The 17,143-nt window shown below is 69.4% G+C and carries 14 protein-coding genes; 5 read left to right on the top strand and 9 right to left on the bottom strand.

What is annotated here, in order from left to right:
• Positions 1-159: 159 nt before the first annotated feature.
• Complete coding sequence (locus ACIBU0_RS28885) at positions 160-1,137, top strand: ABC transporter substrate-binding protein (RefSeq protein WP_398824161.1); 978 nt, start codon at positions 160-162, stop codon at positions 1,135-1,137.
• 51 nt (positions 1,138-1,188) lie between these two features.
• Here ACIBU0_RS28885 and ACIBU0_RS28880 read toward each other — a convergent pair whose 3' ends face one another.
• Positions 1,189-1,821 (bottom strand): DedA family protein, encoded by a 633-nt coding sequence (locus ACIBU0_RS28880; protein ID WP_398824158.1) that lies wholly within the window; start codon positions 1,819-1,821, stop codon positions 1,189-1,191.
• A 175-nt stretch (positions 1,822-1,996) separates the two neighbouring features.
• Positions 1,997-2,368 (bottom strand): hypothetical protein, encoded by a 372-nt coding sequence (locus tag ACIBU0_RS28875; RefSeq protein ID WP_398824155.1) that lies wholly within the window; start codon positions 2,366-2,368, stop codon positions 1,997-1,999.
• Positions 2,369-2,609: 241 nt separating this feature from the next.
• Here ACIBU0_RS28875 and ACIBU0_RS28870 point away from each other — a divergent pair, with 241 nt between their 5' ends.
• Positions 2,610-3,449 (top strand): endonuclease/exonuclease/phosphatase family protein, encoded by an 840-nt coding sequence (locus tag ACIBU0_RS28870; RefSeq protein WP_398824604.1) that lies wholly within the window; start codon positions 2,610-2,612, stop codon positions 3,447-3,449.
• A gap of 72 nt (positions 3,450-3,521) precedes the next feature.
• On the opposite strand, the gene ACIBU0_RS28865 is transcribed toward ACIBU0_RS28870, so the two are convergent.
• A complete protein-coding gene (locus tag ACIBU0_RS28865) occupies positions 3,522-4,988 on the bottom strand; it encodes a non-reducing end alpha-L-arabinofuranosidase family hydrolase (RefSeq protein WP_398824152.1) in 1,467 nt (488 codons plus the stop codon).
• A gap of 631 nt (positions 4,989-5,619) precedes the next feature.
• Here ACIBU0_RS28865 and ACIBU0_RS28860 point away from each other — a divergent pair.
• From ACIBU0_RS28860 to ACIBU0_RS28850, 3 genes are all read left to right on the top strand, one after another.
• The gene (locus tag ACIBU0_RS28860; RefSeq protein WP_398824149.1) at positions 5,620-7,053 is read left to right on the top strand and encodes an endo-1,4-beta-xylanase; all 1,434 of its coding nucleotides are present in this window, start codon (positions 5,620-5,622) and stop codon (positions 7,051-7,053) included.
• A gap of 100 nt (positions 7,054-7,153) precedes the next feature.
• Complete coding sequence (locus ACIBU0_RS28855; RefSeq protein WP_398824602.1) at positions 7,154-8,461, top strand: RICIN domain-containing protein; 1,308 nt, start codon at positions 7,154-7,156, stop codon at positions 8,459-8,461.
• A gap of 196 nt (positions 8,462-8,657) precedes the next feature.
• Positions 8,658-9,293 (top strand): hypothetical protein, encoded by a 636-nt coding sequence (locus ACIBU0_RS28850; protein ID WP_398824146.1) that lies wholly within the window; start codon positions 8,658-8,660, stop codon positions 9,291-9,293.
• Positions 9,294-9,364: 71 nt separating this feature from the next.
• Here ACIBU0_RS28850 and ACIBU0_RS28845 read toward each other — a convergent pair whose 3' ends face one another.
• The 6 genes from ACIBU0_RS28845 to xylB form a co-directional block, all read right to left on the bottom strand.
• A complete protein-coding gene (locus ACIBU0_RS28845; RefSeq protein ID WP_398824143.1) occupies positions 9,365-10,888 on the bottom strand; it encodes an aldehyde dehydrogenase family protein in 1,524 nt (507 codons plus the stop codon).
• A gap of 77 nt (positions 10,889-10,965) precedes the next feature.
• Complete coding sequence (locus ACIBU0_RS28840; protein ID WP_398824140.1) at positions 10,966-12,267, bottom strand: GAF domain-containing protein; 1,302 nt, start codon at positions 12,265-12,267, stop codon at positions 10,966-10,968.
• 118 nt (positions 12,268-12,385) lie between these two features.
• Complete coding sequence (locus tag ACIBU0_RS28835) at positions 12,386-12,985, bottom strand: N-acetylmuramoyl-L-alanine amidase (RefSeq protein ID WP_398824137.1); 600 nt, start codon at positions 12,983-12,985, stop codon at positions 12,386-12,388.
• A 103-nt stretch (positions 12,986-13,088) separates the two neighbouring features.
• Positions 13,089-14,099, bottom strand: coding sequence for an acetamidase/formamidase family protein (locus ACIBU0_RS28830; RefSeq protein WP_398824134.1), 1,011 nt, complete (start codon positions 14,097-14,099; stop codon positions 13,089-13,091).
• 285 nt (positions 14,100-14,384) lie between these two features.
• Positions 14,385-15,593 (bottom strand): ROK family protein, encoded by a 1,209-nt coding sequence (locus ACIBU0_RS28825; RefSeq protein WP_398824131.1) that lies wholly within the window; start codon positions 15,591-15,593, stop codon positions 14,385-14,387.
• A gap of 15 nt (positions 15,594-15,608) precedes the next feature.
• Positions 15,609-17,054, bottom strand: a complete 1,446-nt coding sequence (xylB, locus tag ACIBU0_RS28820) for a xylulokinase (protein WP_398824128.1) — start codon at positions 17,052-17,054, stop codon at positions 15,609-15,611.
• Between the last annotated feature and the right edge of the window lie 89 nt (positions 17,055-17,143).

Below are 17,143 nucleotides of genomic sequence, written 5' to 3'. Positions count from 1 at the left end.
CTGGCCGAACAAGGAAGGTTCTGGGTCCTGTGGGAACTTCCCTCGGTTCGAGGGACTGACAGGCGGAAGCTGGGTGTGTACGTTTCAGGCGTCAACAATCTGCACAACGTCCGCCAGGTCTTTCGGCTCGCACACCTCGTTTCACAGCAGGAGGAGCCCATGCAAAGGCGCGTGTTCGGGCTGGTCACCGCGGCGGTGGTCGTCGTGGGCCTCGCAGGGTGCGGGTCGTCGGACTCCGGCGGCGGTGCCGGGGCGTCCTCCGGAGGGGACGGAAAGACGCAGGTCACGGTCGGCGTCGTGCCCATCGTGGACGTGGCGCCGCTCTATCTGGGGCAGAAGAAGGGCTTCTTCGGCAGTCGCGGCCTCGATCTGAAGATGGTCAGTGCCCAGGGCGGCGCGGCGATCATCCCGGGTGTGGTGAGCGGGCAGTTCCAGTTCGGCTTCAGCAACACGACCTCGCTGATGCTCGCCCGGACGAAGGGCGTTCCCGTGAAGTCCGTGGCCAATGGGGCGGCCTCCAACGGCAAGGTCGGCGGCGATGTCACAGGGGTGGCCGTCAAGCGGGACAGCCCGGTCAAGTCGGCCAAGGACCTAGCCGACCGGACGGTGGCGGTCAACACCCTTCAGAACATCGGCGACACGACGGTCCGTGAATCGGTACGCAAGGCCGGCGGCGACCCCTCGAAGGTCAAGTTCGTGGAGATACCGTTCGACCAGATGCCGGCCGCGCTGGACGACGGGCGCGTGGACGCCGCCTGGATGGGTGAGCCGGCGATGACGATCGCCAAGGCGCAGGGCGCGCGCGTGGTGGCGTCCCCGTTCGCCGAGACCGACCCGAAGCTCACCGTCGCCACGTACTTCACCTCCACGAAGCTGGCGCAGGACAACCCCTCGCTGGTGAAGAAGTTCGCCGAGGCGATGACCGAATCCCTGCGGTACGCCTCCGAGCACCCCGACGAGGCGCGCCGGATCCTCACCACCTACACCAAGATCAGCGACGAGGTCATCGACGACCTGACCCTGCCCAGCTGGCCGACCGAGGTCGACCTGGCGTCGTTGGAGAAGCTGGCTTCGCTGGGGGAGGAGGACGGGATCTTCGGGGGGAAGAAGCCGGACGTCGGCGCGTTGTTCTCCTGACGCGCCGGTGCTCTTGAGGGCGGTGTTTCTAGGGGTGGCAGGGAGTGCGGGTCAGCGATCACGCCGCTCGCGTCGTGCCTCGGTCAGCAGCGGGAGCAGGGGCAGCAGTGAGATCACGACGACGACGGCGACCAGCGGCAGCAGGAAGGCGTCGATGTCGGGGACGGAGGACCCGAGGGTGTAACCGGCCAGGACCAGGCTCTGCGTCCAGAGCAGGCCGCCGACGATCTGCCAGACGGTGAAGCTCCGGGTGGGCACGCCCAGCGCTCCGGCCGCGGGGTGCAGGACCGTCCGCACCATCGGGACGAACCGGCCGATCACCAGGGCCTTGCCGTAGCCATAGCGGGCCAGGAGCTTCTCCGCACGCGCCGCCGTCTCCCGTACGCGCCGTCTCTCGGTGCGGGCCAGCAGGGCCCGCCCGCCGTGCCGCCCGAGCAGGAATCCGACCTGGGCGCCCGCCACCGCGCCGACGGCCGCGCACAGCAGCACCTGCCACAGCACCAGCCGTGGCGCCTGCTCGGCCGATCCCGCGCACAGCACGCCGGCCGGGAACAGCAGCGTGTCACCGGGCAGGAAGAAGCCCACGACCAGCAGACCCGACTCCGCGAAGATCACCACGAGGACACCGAGGGCACCGAAGGTCGCCAGCACCGAGCCGCTGTCCATCGGGTTGACGGCGATCATCGCCCTCACCTCCCGGCCGTCCTCGTCGGGTGCCCCCCTCAAGCATCCCGTGCACGCGATACCGGCGCCTGTCCCGCCCGCTGTCCTGCCCGTTCCTGCCCTGCATGGGGAAAAGCCCCGCCCCACACCGTGAGCGTCACGGTGCGGGGCAGGGAATGAAGGCGTGGCCCAGGCCTCAGCGACCGGTGGGCTGATCGAAAATGGACCCGGCCTGGTTGACATCTGCGGCGCTCTGGTCGGAGCCGGAGGCACCCTGGTTGAAATCGGCGGCGTCCTGGTTGAGATCAGAAGCGTCCTGGTTGAAGTCAGCGTTGTCGGAGCCGGAGGCACTCTGGTCGGAACCCGAGCCACCCTTGTCGGCGCGGGAGGCACTCTGGTCGAAACCAGGAGCGCCCTTGCCGAAGTCGGACGCGGCCGGAAGTGTGCTCCCGAAATCAGTGCCGAGCCCACTGAGATCGTCGTTGTCGTAGGCAAGGGCCTGGCCCGCGCCTCCGAGCAGAGCAGTTCCGGCGAGAGCGATGGCGGCCAGCACGGTACGTGCACGCATGAGCATCTCCTTCGGTCGGTGTGTGATCGCCAGAGGTATGCCGCCTGCCCCCGTGCGAGAAGCGTTGACGTGCACACAAGCACCCGAATAGGGGGCGCCCGCGCCCCTGTCCGCACGGGGTTCTCGCCGGAGAAATGGGTCCAGGATTCCTGTCACGTGGGCTGGGCCGCGTCCCATAACCTCGTTCATGGAGACGTCGGATGACACACGCCTCCACTTCCGTATCCACTTCGGGGAGGCAATGGTGTTCGCAAGGGGCACGCGGGTGTTCGCGGGCGCCATGACCGTGGCCTGGTTGGGGCTCGTCGGCCCCAGTGTGCCGAGCGGCGCCCTCTCCGCCGGATCGGTGCCCGTCGACGCGGTCCGGGACGTCGTACCGAACCGGGTCCTGACGTGGAACATCTGCAACCCCTGCGAGACGGGCAACGCCGGCCGGGCAGCGGAGATCGCCAGGTTCGCGCCCCAGGTCATCGGTCTCCAGGAAGCGTGCGTGCGTGATGTCGAAAGGATCCGGAGCTATCTGAAGAGCCGTTACGGGCTCGACTACCACGTCGAGTACGGGACGGTGCTCAGGAGTTGGGGACGCTGCGGGGGAGTGCCGTGGAGTCCGGGGGCCTACGGCCAGGCGATCCTCTCGGCGGCACCGATGACCGACGTCGTCAAGGTGGAATACCCCGACGGCGGATCCGAGGACCGCGGGTACATCGCGGTCACCACCACAGTGAGCGACCGGCCCGTCCGGGTCTTCAACACCCATCTCGCCCAACGACGCCAAGAGGCGGTCCGGGCGGACCAGATCGCCGTACTCGCCGCAGACGTCGCCCGGCACGAGCGCGCCATCGTTCTCGGCGACTTCAACGCCGTGCCCGACGCCTCCGAACTGAACGGGATATGGGCACTGGCCGAGGACACAGACCCCGAGTGCCAACCCTCGGCCACCGCCACTTGCGAGCCGACCACCGACTGGCAGAGCAAGTTCGACTACGTCTTCCTGCGAGGCCTCGTCCCGCTCGGCCGCCATGTGGAGCCGACTCCGTACTCGGACCACCACATACTGCACACCGACCTGGAAGCCTCTTAGAAGAAGCCCGGCTTCTTCGGCGAGTACGACACGGGTCCGGCTCCCTACCGGGGCCGGACCCGTGTCATACCGTCAGCGCTGCCGTGTCAGCAGACCCGGACGGTAGGGCAGGAGGCCGTAGTCGCCGCCTGAGCTGGGGCTGCGCCCCTGGTAGAGCAACTGCAGGTTGCAGGGATCGACGGTCATGGTCTGATCAGGGCTGGTGCGGATCAGTTCGCCATGGCTGATGTCGTTGGTCCAGGTGGCGCCACTGTTGGCCTTGCCGGCGAAAGGATTGCTCTCGGTCGCGGCCTGGGGTGTCCATGAGCCGTTCAGACTGGTGGCCGTGAACGAGCGGAAGTAGCGGCCCTGCGAGCCGATCGCCTCGACGATCATGAGGTAGCGGTTCTGGCCCTGGAGCTTGTAGACCTGCGGGGCTTCGAACAGGTTGTTCGTCGAATCGCTCATGATCACTGTCGAGTTCGTGCCGAAGCTGCCCGGGAAGTTCCCGATCGGCATACTGGCCCGGTAGATCTTGCCGTTGTCGCCGGCGAAGAACAGGTACATGTTCGTGCCGTCAGCGATGAGCGTCTGGTCGATGGGTCCTGTTCCGGACCCGGAGATGCTTCCGGAGAAGAGCACCTGCTCGGATGACCAGCCATTCGGGTTGGTGGGGTCGCTCGACGTCCGGTAGGAGAAGGCCGTCCTGCCCCATTGGTAGGCGAGCACCCAGATGTTCTTCGGTGCGAAGTAGAAGAGCGTGGGTGCGACGGTGGAATTCGACATCGTGTTCTGGCCGGCCGAGGCCATCTCCGACCAATTGGTGAACGGGCTGAAGTTCATGGAGCCCCAGCGCGTCCCCGTGTCGTGCGTCGTCGCATAGACGAGTTGCCTGCCGTTGTAGGGGACGACGGTGAAGTCCTTGAGCGAGACCCACCCCGGCTTGGGCTGCGCCAGCGCGCCCGTTGATGCCCAGCGGTAGGTCGACGGAAGGTCGCACGGGCCGGGGTTGTCGGCGCCGACCTTGACGAGCTGCCACTGCTGGTTGCTGCCGCCCCAGTCGTCGTACTGGACGATGTTCGCGTTGTCGGCGGTGGAGGCGCCTTGTACTTCGAGGGCCTTGTTGCTGTGGCGCGAGATGAGCCTCACGTAGCCGTCGGAGCTGTCGGCCAGCCGCCACTGCTGGTTGGTGGCGTTCAGGTCGGTCCACTGGACGATCGAACCGCCGTTCGCGGTGGACCAGTTGTAGACATCCAGCACCTTGCCCGAGTGACGGGACTTGATGCGGTAGTAGCCGCCCCCGGAATCGACGAACTGCCACTGCTGCTGGTTCTGATCGTTCCTGGTCCACTGGGTGAGGCGGGCGCCGTCGTCGGTCGCCAGGTTGTAGACATCCAGGGCTTTGCCGCTGTTGCGGTTGACCAGCACATACGAGGCGTTGGGGTCTACGGTCGCCGCGCTGGCGGGCTGGGCACCGATGAAGGTGGCCACGAGCAGCAAGGGCGAAAGGACGGCGAGTAAGCGTCTGAGACGAACCGGGGACGGGTGGCGAAACCACATCAGAGGGCCTCCTTGGGGGCGGGGTGAGGTGACGCCGATGCACCGCGAAGCGGCCGAACCGGGGGCGGGGACAGTTTCGAAACTTTCGAAGATATCCCCGAACCTTTGACGCCACAAGCTAGGAATGCGGGGCTCTCCGGTCAAGGTCTGTCGCCGATCTGTCTACAAACAGTTCCTCCCCTCTTCGGGTTTGGCGAGCTGTCGCGCCGCCCCGGAAGCACTCCCGCGGTTCGCGATGCGGCTCGCCGGTACAAGCCGCCGAGCAGGGAGAGGAGGCGGGGGAGTGGCGTCCGCACACGCGTCCTGGTCTCGGCGCGGGCCTGCGGTATCCGCCGAAGGTGGCGCCGGAGCGTTCACCGTTCGACTCGACGCCGTTTCGAATGTTTCGAACGAGGGCCGGAAACATTCTGTGTGATGAGTATTGACGATTCACCGTCAAGCCCTCAATCATCCCTCACTGGGTGACCGCCACGTTTCGAGAATGCGAACCACGCCGGCCCCGAGCAAACCACCCGCGCCACCCCGTTTCGTGCCGGTGAGGTTCGCACCAACGCCGTCTGTCGAATGGGAGCGGGCGGCCCTTTCCTCTGCGCTTCAGCCATTCCGTGATGTCCACCTTGGAGGCACAGTCATGGGCTTGTATGCCCTTCCCAGATCCGCTGTCCGCCGGAAGATCCGCGGCCTGCTGCTCGCGCTGGTCGTCGGCACCCTCGGTGCGGCCGCCGCACTGGTCGCGCTGCCGACCGCACACGCCGCCGAGAGCACGCTCGGTGCCGCGGCGGCGCAGAGCGGCCGTTACTTCGGCACCGCCATCGCCTCGGGTCGGCTGGGCGACTCGGCGTACACGACGATCGCGAGCCGTGAGTTCAACATGGTGACGGCCGAGAACGAGATGAAGATAGACGCCACCGAACCGCAGCGGGGCCAGTTCAACTTCTCCGCCGGTGACCGCGTCTACAACTGGGCGGTGCAGAACGGCAAGAAGGTGCGGGGTCACACCCTGGCCTGGCACTCCCAGCAGCCCGGCTGGATGCAGAGCCTCAGCGGCAGCACGCTGCGCCAGGCGATGATCGACCACATCAACGGCGTGATGGCCCACTACAAGGGCAAGATCGCCCAGTGGGACGTCGTGAACGAGGCCTTCGCCGACGGCAACTCGGGAGCCCGGCGCGACTCCAACCTGCAACGCACCGGCAACGACTGGATCGAGGTCGCCTTCCGCACCGCGCGCGCCGCGGACCCGGCCGCCAAGCTCTGCTACAACGACTACAACACCGACAACTGGACCTGGGCCAAGACCCAGGCCGTGTACGCCATGGTCAAGGACTTCAAGCAGCGCGGCGTACCGATCGACTGCGTCGGGTTCCAGGCGCACTTCAACAACGACAGCCCGTACAACAGTAACTTCCGTACCACCTTGCAGAGTTTCGCCGCTCTCGGCGTCGACGTGGCCGTCACCGAACTCGACATCCAGGGCGCCTCGCCCACGACCTACGCCAACGTGACCAACGACTGCCTGGCCGTTTCGCGCTGCCTCGGCATCACCGTCTGGGGTGTGCGCGACACCGACTCCTGGCGTGCGGAGCAGACGCCGCTGCTGTTCAACGGCGACGGCAGCAAGAAGCCTGCCTACACCGCCGTCCTCAACGCACTCAACGGCGGCACCACCACGCCGCCCCCGTCGGGTTCGGGACAGATCAAGGGCGTCGGTTCGGGCCGCTGCCTGGACGTGCCCGGCGCCGGCACCACCGACGGCACCCAACTCCAGCTGTGGGACTGCCACAACGGCACCAACCAGCAGTGGACGTACACCGCGGCCGGTGAGCTCAGGGTCTACGGCAACAAGTGCCTGGACGCCGCCGGCACCGGCAACGGCACCAAAGTCCAGATCTACAGCTGCTGGGGCGGCGACAACCAGAAATGGCGCCTCAACTCCGACGGATCCATCGTCGGCGTACAGTCCGGCCTCTGCCTCGACGCCGCCTCGGGCGGCACCGCCAACGGCACCCTGATCCAGCTCTACTCCTGCTCGAACGGCAGCAACCAACGCTGGACCCGCACCTGACAGGGCGTGCCACAAACGAAGGGGTGAATCGATGACGGCCTACGATGCGACTTCCCTCGTCTTACCAGGAAGACATCGCTGGTGGTCCCGGATCGCAGCCCTGGTGGCGGCGACCCTCGCGATCGGCATGCTCGCCGTGGTGGATCCGGCGCCCGCCCGGGCGGCGACGGTGGACACCAACGCCTGGTACGTCCTGGTCAACCGCAACAGCGGCAAGGCGCTGGACGTCTCCGGCGCGTCCACCGCCGACGGCGCGCGGGTCAGCCAGTGGACGCGCAACGACGGGACCAACCAGCAGTGGCAGTTCGTGGACTCCGGCGACGGCTTCTACCGCCTCAAGGCCCGGCATTCGGACAAGGTTCTCGACGTGGCCGGCGCCTCGACCGCGGACGGTGCCGCGATCCAGCAGTGGGCCGACCACAACGGGGCCAACCAGCAGTTCCGCCTGGCCGACTCCGACGCGGGCCACGTCCGGCTGATCAACCGCACCAGCGGCAAGGCGGTGGAGGTGCAGGGTGCCTCCACCGCCGACGGAGGCAACGTCGTCCAGTACACCGACTGGGGCGGAGCCAACCAGCAATGGCAGATGATCAAGCTGTCATCCGGTGGCGGTGGCGCCGGCGGATGCGGCAGCGCACCGACTCTGGCAAGCGGTACGCACACGATTCAGAGCGGCGGCAAGAGCCGCAGCTTCATCCTCAGGGTTCCGGCCAACTACGACAACAACCACCGCTACCGGCTGATCTTCGCGTTCCACTGGCGAGGCGGAACCGCCGGCGACGTCGCCTCGGGCGGCACCAGCGGGATCGCCTGGTCCTACTACGGCCAACAGGAACAGTCGAACAACAGCGCGATCCTCGTCGCTCCTCAGGGCCTCGGCAACGGCTGGGCCAATTCGGGCGGTGAGGACGTCACCTTCGTCGACGACATGATCCGGCGAATCGAGGGCGGCCTCTGTGTCAACCCGGCACAGCGTTTCGCCACGGGATTCAGCTGGGGCGGCGGTATGAGCTACGCACTCGCGTGCAGCCGGGCGAACGTCTTCAGGGCCGTCGCGGTCATATCCGGTGCTGAGATCAGCGGCTGCAGTGGCGGCACCCAGCCCATCGCCTACTTCGGAATCCACGGGGTCAGCGACTCCGTCCTCAACATCGCGCAAGGACGGTCCCTGCGCGACCGATTCGTCCGCAACAACGGCTGCGCCGCCCAGAGCCCGCGCGAGCCCGCGCCGGGCAGCCGAACGCACATCACGACGACCTACTCGGGCTGCCGTGCCGGATACCCGGTCCAGTGGGCCGCGTTCGACGGAGGCCACGCACCCGGTCCGGTCGACGGCTCCACCGGCGACAACGGCGTCACCACCTGGACCAAAGCAGAGATCTGGAGGTTCTTCGCACAGTTCCAGTGACACGCCCGCACCACGGAGTGGAGCCAGGATGACCCTGGCTCCACTCCGACGCCGGGCTTCGACAAGTGCGACGCCTCGAAGTCGACGATCAAGTGCGACATCCGGTGGCACGATACTGACGCACACCGAATGGGGGCCCGTGGCCGGTCGCAGGCCCGACCCCGGGCCGTGCCACACCGGAGAACGGAGGCACGCAGTGAGTTCCGGCGGGATCACATGGATAGCCGACGCGGACATCTCCTGGCTCGGCTACTGCATCAAGCTGGCCCGGGGCCTGACCGGCGAACAGCTCGCCGCCCGCCTCGCCGCTCCCGGCGGCCCCGTACCGGTCCAGGCCACCACCGGGCCGCAGGCCGAAGCGCTCATCGACGGGCTCGACGCGGAGCGCGGCGACGCCGACAGCATCGCCGTCCGCTACGGCGACCACGCCGGCCTGGGCTTCGCCATCGCCTACGGCCACTGGCCGTCCGTCCTCGGGCCCGCGTACCACGACGGGACATCCCGAGACGGCGCCCACGTCTTCGAGCTCTACCACGAGAAGCAGAACCCCAAAGTCCCGCCACCCGCATTCGCCTACTTCCACGACGACCAGTATGTGTGTGGTTTCGATATGTACATGCACACGTGGTCGCCGGAGATCACCGGCCCCGGCGCCGACCTCGTCCGCGCTGAAATCGACGCGGCCGGAATCCCGGAGGAGAGGGAGAGGGACACGGCGCACCGTGCCTCGCTCACCGTTCTGGAGCAGTGCTTCGAACTGGCGCTGCCGCGTGATCTGATCCTTGACGCATCACTGCCCACAGCGCTTGTCAGAGGCCGGCAACCGCGATGAGCCGTCCCGTGAGCGCAGGGGGCCCGCGGCGCTCCAGGGGAAAGCTCCCTCCGGACAACCGACTTGCAGCTCTAGAAGAACCCGAGTTTCTTCGGACTGTATGAAACAAGAATGTTCTTCGTCTGCTGGTAGTGCTCCAGCATCATCTTGTGCGTCTCCCGGCCGATACCCGAGCCCTTGTAGCCGCCGAACGCCGCATGCGCCGGATAGGCGTGGTAGCAGTTCGTCCACACGCGGCCCGCCTGGATCGCGCGGCCCGCGCGGTACGCGGTGTTGATGTCCCGGGTCCACACGCCCGCGCCGAGACCGTACAGCGTGTCGTTGGCGATCTTCACGGCGTCGTCGAAGTCGTCGAAGGACGTCACGGACACGACCGGCCCGAAGATCTCCTCCTGGAAGATCCGCATGCGGTTGTCACCCTCGAAGACGGTCGGCTGGACGTAGTACCCGCCCTTCAACTCGCCGTCGTGCTCGATACGTTCACCGCCCGTGAGGACCCTGGCGCCTTCCTGCCGGCCGATGTCCAGGTAGGAGAGGATCTTCTCCAACTGGTCGTTGGAGGCCTGCGCACCGATCATCGTGTCCGTGTCCAGCGGGTGACCGGTCTTGATCTGTTCGGTGCGGGCGATCGCCGCCTCCATGAACTCGGCGTAACGGCCCCGCTGGACCAGCGCCCGGGACGGGCACGTGCACACCTCGCCCTGGTTGAGCGCGAACATCGTGAAGCCCTCGAGTGCCTTGTCCCGGAAGTCGTCGTTCGCCGCCCAGACGTCGTCGAAGAAGATGTTCGGGGACTTCCCGCCGAGTTCGAGGGTGACCGGCGTGATGTTCTCCGAGGCGTACTGCATGATCAGCCGGCCGGTCGTGGTCTCCCCGGTGAACGCCACTTTGGCCACCCTCGGGCTGGACGCCAGCGGCTTGCCCGCCTCCACGCCGAACCCGTTGACGATGTTGATCACGCCGGGCGGGATCAGGTCGGCGATCAGGCCGAGCCAGTAGTGGATGGACGCCGGGGTCTGCTCGGCCGGCTTGAGGACGACCGCGTTGCCCGCGGCCAGCGCGGGGGCGAGCTTCCAGGTCGCCATGAGGATCGGGAAGTTCCACGGGATGATCTGCGCGACCACGCCGAGCGGCTCGTGGAAGTGATACGCCACCGTGCCGTCGTCGACCTCGCCGAGCGAGCCCTCCTGCGCCCTGATCGCCCCCGCGAAATAGCGGAAGTGGTCGATGGCCAGCGGAATGTCGGCGGCCAGCGTCTCCCGCACCGGCTTGCCGTTCTCCCAGCTCTCGGCGACCGCCAGCCGCTCCAGGTTCGCCTCCATCCGGTCGGCGATCTTGAGCAGGATGTCGGCGCGCTCGGTCACCGAGGCCCGGCCCCACGCGGGGGCGGCCGCGTGCGCCGCGTCGAGCGCCCGCTCCACGTCCTCCGCCGTGCCCCGCGCGATCTCGGTGAACGGCTGCCCGTTCACCGGCGACGGATTCTCGAAGTACTGCCCCCGGATCGGCGGCACGTACTCCCCGCCGATGAAGTGGTCGTAGCGCGCCTGGTAGGAGACGATCGCACCCTCGGTGCCGGGCGCCGCGTAACGGGTCATACTCCTGTGCCTCCCGAAGAAGCGCTGCCCGCCGTTGGGCAGCTCTCGGCGCGAGGCTAGGGACGGCGACGTTGCAACTACGTTGCGCGGGCCGGAGGGCGTCGGTGTGCCGCGCGGTGTTCCCAGACAGGCGGTGCCGACAGCTCCGATTCCAGCGCGGCCAGCCGTGACCGCACCCCCGCCGTCGGACGCACCGCAGCGAGGGCCCGCCAGACGTCGAGGTCGTCCTCGCCCCACGGCGTGTGCGCCCAGTCGGCCAGCAGGTCGGGGTCGCGGCGGGCGATGAGCGCCGTCCGCAGGCTGTCGGCCAGCCGCCGCCTGAGCCGCACCACCGCCGGTGCCTGGGAACCGGGCAGCAGCGGGCCGCAGTACGCGGTGGCCGCTGCCGTGACCGCCCCTGTCTCCAGGCGACGTTCGACGGCCGCCACGTCCGACTCGACCGGCACCGTGAGCCGGTACGGCCGCGAGGCGAGCAGCCCGGGGCCGAGGGTGCGGCGCAGACGGGCCAGTTCGGCGCGCAGCGTCACCGGCGTCACCGACTCGTCCTCGTACAGGGCGCACAGCAACTCGTCCCCGGTCAGCCCCTCCGGGTGGCGCGCCAGCAGCACCAGGATCTCGCTGTGCCGGCGACTGAGCCTGATCCGGCGGCCGCCCATCAGCAGCTGCGCCTCGTCACGGCCCAGCGCGATCAGCTCGGGTGTGCCGGCGGCGGGTCCCGGCGGGGCGAGCAGCGCCAGATGGGACTCCGCGGCACGCGCCACCGCCTGCACGAACCCCAGGCTGTGCGGATGCGCGAGCCCGTCCCCACCGGTGATGTCCACCGCCCCGAGCACCCGCCCGGTGCGCGGATCGTGCACGGGCGCCGCCGCACAGGTCCACGGCTGCACCTGGCGTATGAAGTGCTCGGCGGCGAACACCTGCACCGGCCGGTCCACGGCGACCGCCGTACCCGGTGCGTTGGTCCCGACCGCGGTCTCCGCCCACCGCGCACCCGGCACGAAGTTCATCAGCCCCGCCCTGCGCCGGGTCGTGGCATGACCTTCCACCCACAGCAGCCTGCCGTGCGCGTCGCACACCGCGAGCAGATGCTCCCCGTCGGCGGCGAACGTGCCGAGCAGCTCCCGGAACAACGGCATCACCGGCGCCAGCGGATGCTCCGCGCGATAGGCGCCGAGCTCCCCGTCCGCCAGCTCCACACTCGCGACGCCGTCCGGACCGACACCTGCGCGCGCGGAGCGCCGCCACGAGTCGGCCACCACGGCCCGCACCGGCTTCGGCACGGTCCCCACCTCGGTGAACGTCTCATGCGCACGACGCAGCACCCGTACACGCTCGGCAGCGTCGGCCCCCGGCTCCAGGGCCACCCACGGATCCGTCAACTCGGCCTCCCGGACGGCGATGCGGCTGGGGACATCGTCACTCCGGGTACGCGCGCGGACAACCTTTTCGACGGGCGACACCCTGACGGTGGGCACACCGGCGCAGACGTGCGAGCCCTCAGACGAGATTGACCAGTCGTATATAGCGCGTCCAGTCCCAGTGCGGGCCCGGATCGGTGTGGTCCGTGCCCGGCACCTCGTAGTGACCGATGATGTGCGCACGGTCCTTCGGTATGCCGTGTCTGGCGCAGATCGCCGCCGTGAGCCGCGCCGACTTCTCGTACAGGACGTCGGTGAAGTAGCCGGGGCTGTCCACCCAGCCCTCGTGCTCGATGCCGACGCTGCGCGTGTTGTGGTCCCAGTCTCCGGCGTGCCAGGCGATGTCCGCCTCGCGCACGCACTGGGACACGTGTCCGTCGGCCGACCGGACGACGTAGTGGGCGGACACCTTCTTCCCGGGGTTCTGGAACACCAGCAGCGTCTTGCGGTAGGAGGTCTGTGTCACGTGGATGATCACCTGATCCACCGGGTGGGTCGCGGGGCGGTCGGCCACCGTGTAGTTGCCGGCGCTCGCCGGCCGCCACTCGGCGAGCGGGTAGTCCGGGCCCGGGGTGTGCGCTCCGGCCCGGGCTGCGGGGAGGACGGCGTACGGGACGGCGGCGAGGGCGGTTCCCTGGAGGATCCGGCGTCGGCTGAGACGCGGGCTTGCGTGGTCCAACAGAGGATTCCCTTTCAGTGTGGTCCCACAGGGCGATTGCCTTGCCGTGGGGATTGCCGTTCAGTGAGGAGACCGTTTTTCGGCTCGTGGCCGGCCGGGGCGCTCAGCGCAGAGTCGCCGCGGTCTCCCGCAGCCGCGCATGCACTCCGCGGTGCGTCTCACGTGCGGGCAGCCACTGCTTGCGGATCTTGGCCACGCACGTGTAGTTGGTGTCGCACACATTGGCCAGCGGCGACTCGACGGCCTGGGTCGCGAACTGGTAGGCGTCCAGCTCACTGAACCCGTAGTCGCGCACCAGCCATTGCACCAGGTCCAGTTGGGATATCCGGAACGCGTCCTCCAGCGGCCGGGCGGACCCCGTCGAGATGAGGTGCGTGTCCGACTCGATCCGCGGCCAGGGCGTGGCGAGCCCCTTGAGCAGCTCGACGATCACGACGGTGTTCATCGCGCACTCGACCGCGACTCCACAGGTCTCCCCCTCGCCCTGCCGGGCGTGGCCGTCGCCGAGGCTGAGCAGCGCGCCCTCGACGTTCACCCCGAGATAGCAGGTGACGCCCGCCCGCATCTCCGGCGTGTCCATGTTCCCGCCGTGCGCGTCGGGCACCAGGGCCGAGCGCACCTCCAGATTGGCCGGTGCCACTCCGACGGTGCCGTGCATCGGGTCCATGGGCAGCTCGGCCTCGATGTCGCTGTCGTGCGCCCGGAACAGCGCCGTACGCCGCGCCCGGTCGAGCTGCCAGATCCACACGGTCTCCGGCAGGGGCGGTTGCAGTGTGGCTGTGGTGTGTGTCGAGGTGAGTGCGCCGAACAGCGGGACGGTGGTCGACGCCGCCCAGTCCCTGGCCGGTTCGATCGACACGAAGTGCACGGCGACCGTGTCACCCGGTTCGGCGCCCTCGATGTGGAAGGGACCGGTCTGGGGGTTGAGGTACGGGAACTCGCACACCTCGGACACCAGGTCCTTCTCCGAGCGCACCCGGCCGGCGAAGCAGTCCTCCGTGTACAGGTCGAGGACCGTGCCGGGTGCGATGCGCGCCACGGGCGGTGCGCCGCCGAAGGTCCAGGCGTACTCGCCGGGTTCGGGTCGCACGGTCAGGATGCGGGGGTCGCTCATCGCCGCACCCCTGCCGCAGTTTCCCTCGACATGTGAATCCCCCTCGTTTCACGGTGGTGAGCAGCCTCGACGTACCTGGCATGACGTACCTGCCTCGACGTACCTGGCACGACGGCCCTGCCTCGCGTGAATCACGGTACGGGGCAGGCAGGTCGGGCTGAAGGGCATGCCGTCTTTCCGTGGACAGAGGCGGGATTGTGGACAACTCGCTCACCGGAACGGGTGAGGGTGGCCCGGCGCGGCGAAGCGAGGGAACCCCGGACGATCGCCGAACTCGCCCTGCAGTCAGGCCCGTTCCGCCACGGCCGCCGGATCGTCCAGCACCGCTCGCACCACCGAGTGCGCGGCTCCGAGCAACGGCCCTTCGGGGCCCAGCCGCGACACGGACACCGGACAGGCGGGCCCCGCGGTGCGCCGGTCCAACTCGGCCTCCAGCGAGGGCAACAGCCAGGGTGCGAGCCCCGCCAGGGCACCCCCCAGCACCACACTCTCGGGGTCGAGCAGATTGACCGCGCCCGTCAGCGCGATGCCCAGGGCCGTTCCCGCGTCGCGCAGCGCCCGCCGTACGTCCACGTCGCCCTCGGCGGCACGCTCGGCGAGCAGCCCGACGCGGTCCTCGCCGGGTTCGAGTCCGGCTGCACGCAGTACCGCCTCCTCACCGGCGTACTGCTCCAGGCACCCGCGTCCCCCGCACGGACACTCGGGCCCGTCCGGCCGGACGGGCACGTGCCCCAACTCACCGGCGAAACCGCGTGTTCCGTGCAGCAGCCCTCCGTCCACCACGACTGCCGCACCGATGCCGATCTCCGCCGACACGTGCAGGAAGTCACGCGCGGTGCCGTCGCCCAGCCAGAGTTCGGCGAGCGCGCCGAAGTTGGCCTCGTTGCCCACGGACAGGGCGAAGTCCACGGGCAGCAGAGAGCCGAGATCCGTGTCGCGCCAGTCGAGGTTCGGCGCGCGGACGACCGTACGGGCGTCCCGCGCCACCAGGCCCGGTACGGCGACCGCCAGACCGGCGGGCCACAGACCCTCGCCCTCGGCCTCGGCGAGCACCCGGTGCACCAGCTCGGTGAGTTCCTCGAGCACCGGCTCCGGTGCACGGCCCCGGTTCGCGCCGTACCGCACGGCCCTGGACCGCACCTCGCCGCGCAGATCGACCGCGCAGACGGCGAGATGGTCGACGCCGACCTCGGCACCGATTCCGGCCGGACCGTGCCCGCTGACGGCCAGCGCCGATCCGGGACGGCCCACCCGGCCGGGCCGCTCGGGGCCGAGCTCCTCCAGCAGCCCCGAGCGGATCAGCTCGTCGACGAGCGTGGACACCGCCGCACGGGTCAGCCCGATGCGGGAGGCCACGGCGGCACGGGAGAGCGGGCCCTCGGCGCTGACGGTGTGCATCACCCGGGCGAGGTTGCGGCGGCGCATGCCCTGCTGGGTGTTGGGCAGCGCGCGCCCGGCGCCGGCCGGGTGGGCCTCGTGCAGCGGTGCGGTCATGCCTGAAGTCAGTCCTCAGTGAGCTTCCGGGCTCCGCTCCAGCAGCGGGGCCGCGTCGGAGAGTACCCCGCTGATCCTGGCCAGCGTCTCCTCGTCCCGCTCCACGGCGTCGAGTACCGGACCGCGCGTGGTGTTCCAGCGCCGGGCGACCGCGGCGGGATCCTCGCCGGTCAGCAGCCCGGCCGCCTGGGCCGCCGCGCCGAGCGCGACCAGCTCCTTGGCCTCGGGGACCTGCACCGGACGCCCCGACAGCCGTCGTACGGTCTGCTGCCAGGCCGTGCCCCGGGCGCCGCCGCCGATCAGCAGCAGCGGGGCCGAGCGGTCCGCGTCCTCGTCCAGGACCAGGTCCAGGGCGCCCAGCAGCGCGTGGACGGCGCCGTCGTAGGCGGCCTGCAGGAGCTGACCGGCGGTCGTGTCGTGGCGCAGGCCGTGCAGCAGGCCCGAGGCGTTCGGCAGGTTCGGGGTGCGTTCACCGTCCAGGTAGGGCAGGAGGGTGAGGTCCGTGGTGGGTTCCACCGCCTCACGGTCGAGGCCGAGCAGGGCCGCGAGGCGGTCGACGGCGAGGGTGCAGTTCAGGGTGCAGGCCAGCGGCAGCCAGTCGCCGTGCGCGTCGGCGAAGCCCGCAACAGTGCCGGTCGGGTCGGCGGGGCGCCGCTTGGAGACCGCGTACACCGTGCCCGACGTGCCGAGGCTCAGCACGGGCGTGCCGGCACGCAGGCCGAGGCCGAGCGCGGCGGCCGCGTTGTCACCGGTCCCGGGAGCGACCAGGGTGCCCTTGGAGAACGGCAGGTCATGGCTGTCGCGCACCGTGCCCGCGACCTCGCCGGGCCGGACCACACGGGGCAGCAGCGCCGGGTCGAGCCCCACGCGCGCGAGGATCTCCTCGTCGTACGACTCCGTCCCCGACGCCCACCAGCCCGTACCGGAGGCGTCGCCGCGGTCGGTGGTGCCCTGCCCCGTGAGGCGCTCGGTGAGGTAGTCGTGGGGGAGGCGTACCGCCTTGGTCGCCCGGATCGCCTCCGGCTCGTTCTCGGCCAGCCAGGCCCACTTCGTGACCGTGAAGGAAGCGGCCGGGACGGAGCCCGTGCGCTCGGCCCAGAACTTCGCGCCGCCGAGTTCCTCGGTCAGGCGGCGGGCCTGCGGCGCCGAGCGCACGTCGTTCCACAGCAGGGCCGGACGGACCGGCTCGCCCCGGTCGTCCAGCGTGACCAGGCCGTGCTGCTGCCCGCCGATCGACACCGCGGCGGCCTCGTGCGCGGCGTCGCCGCACTGGCGCAGCGCCTCGCACAGGGCGTCCCACCACTGGCGCGGGTCGCTCTCGCGGCCGGCCCCTGAGGACACCGTGTGCGGTGCCTGGCCGCTCGCGACGACCTGTCCGGTCGACGCGTCGACGACCAGTGCCTTCGTGGACTGGGTGGACGTGTCCACGCCGACGACGAGCGGACCCTCGGCTGCTGACATCGGGCTCTCCCTTTTCCGCGGCTCTGCGGGATCTGACCTGCTGTTTCAAGGGTGCCCGAGGCGCCTGGACCCGGACCTCACCCCTTCGG

The sequence above is a fragment of the Streptomyces sp. NPDC049627 genome (genome assembly GCF_044465645.1).
GTDB lineage: Bacteria > Actinomycetota > Actinomycetes > Streptomycetales > Streptomycetaceae > Streptomyces.
Note: the sequence above shows the minus strand (reverse complement) of the source record. Positions and strands in the feature narration are given on the sequence as shown.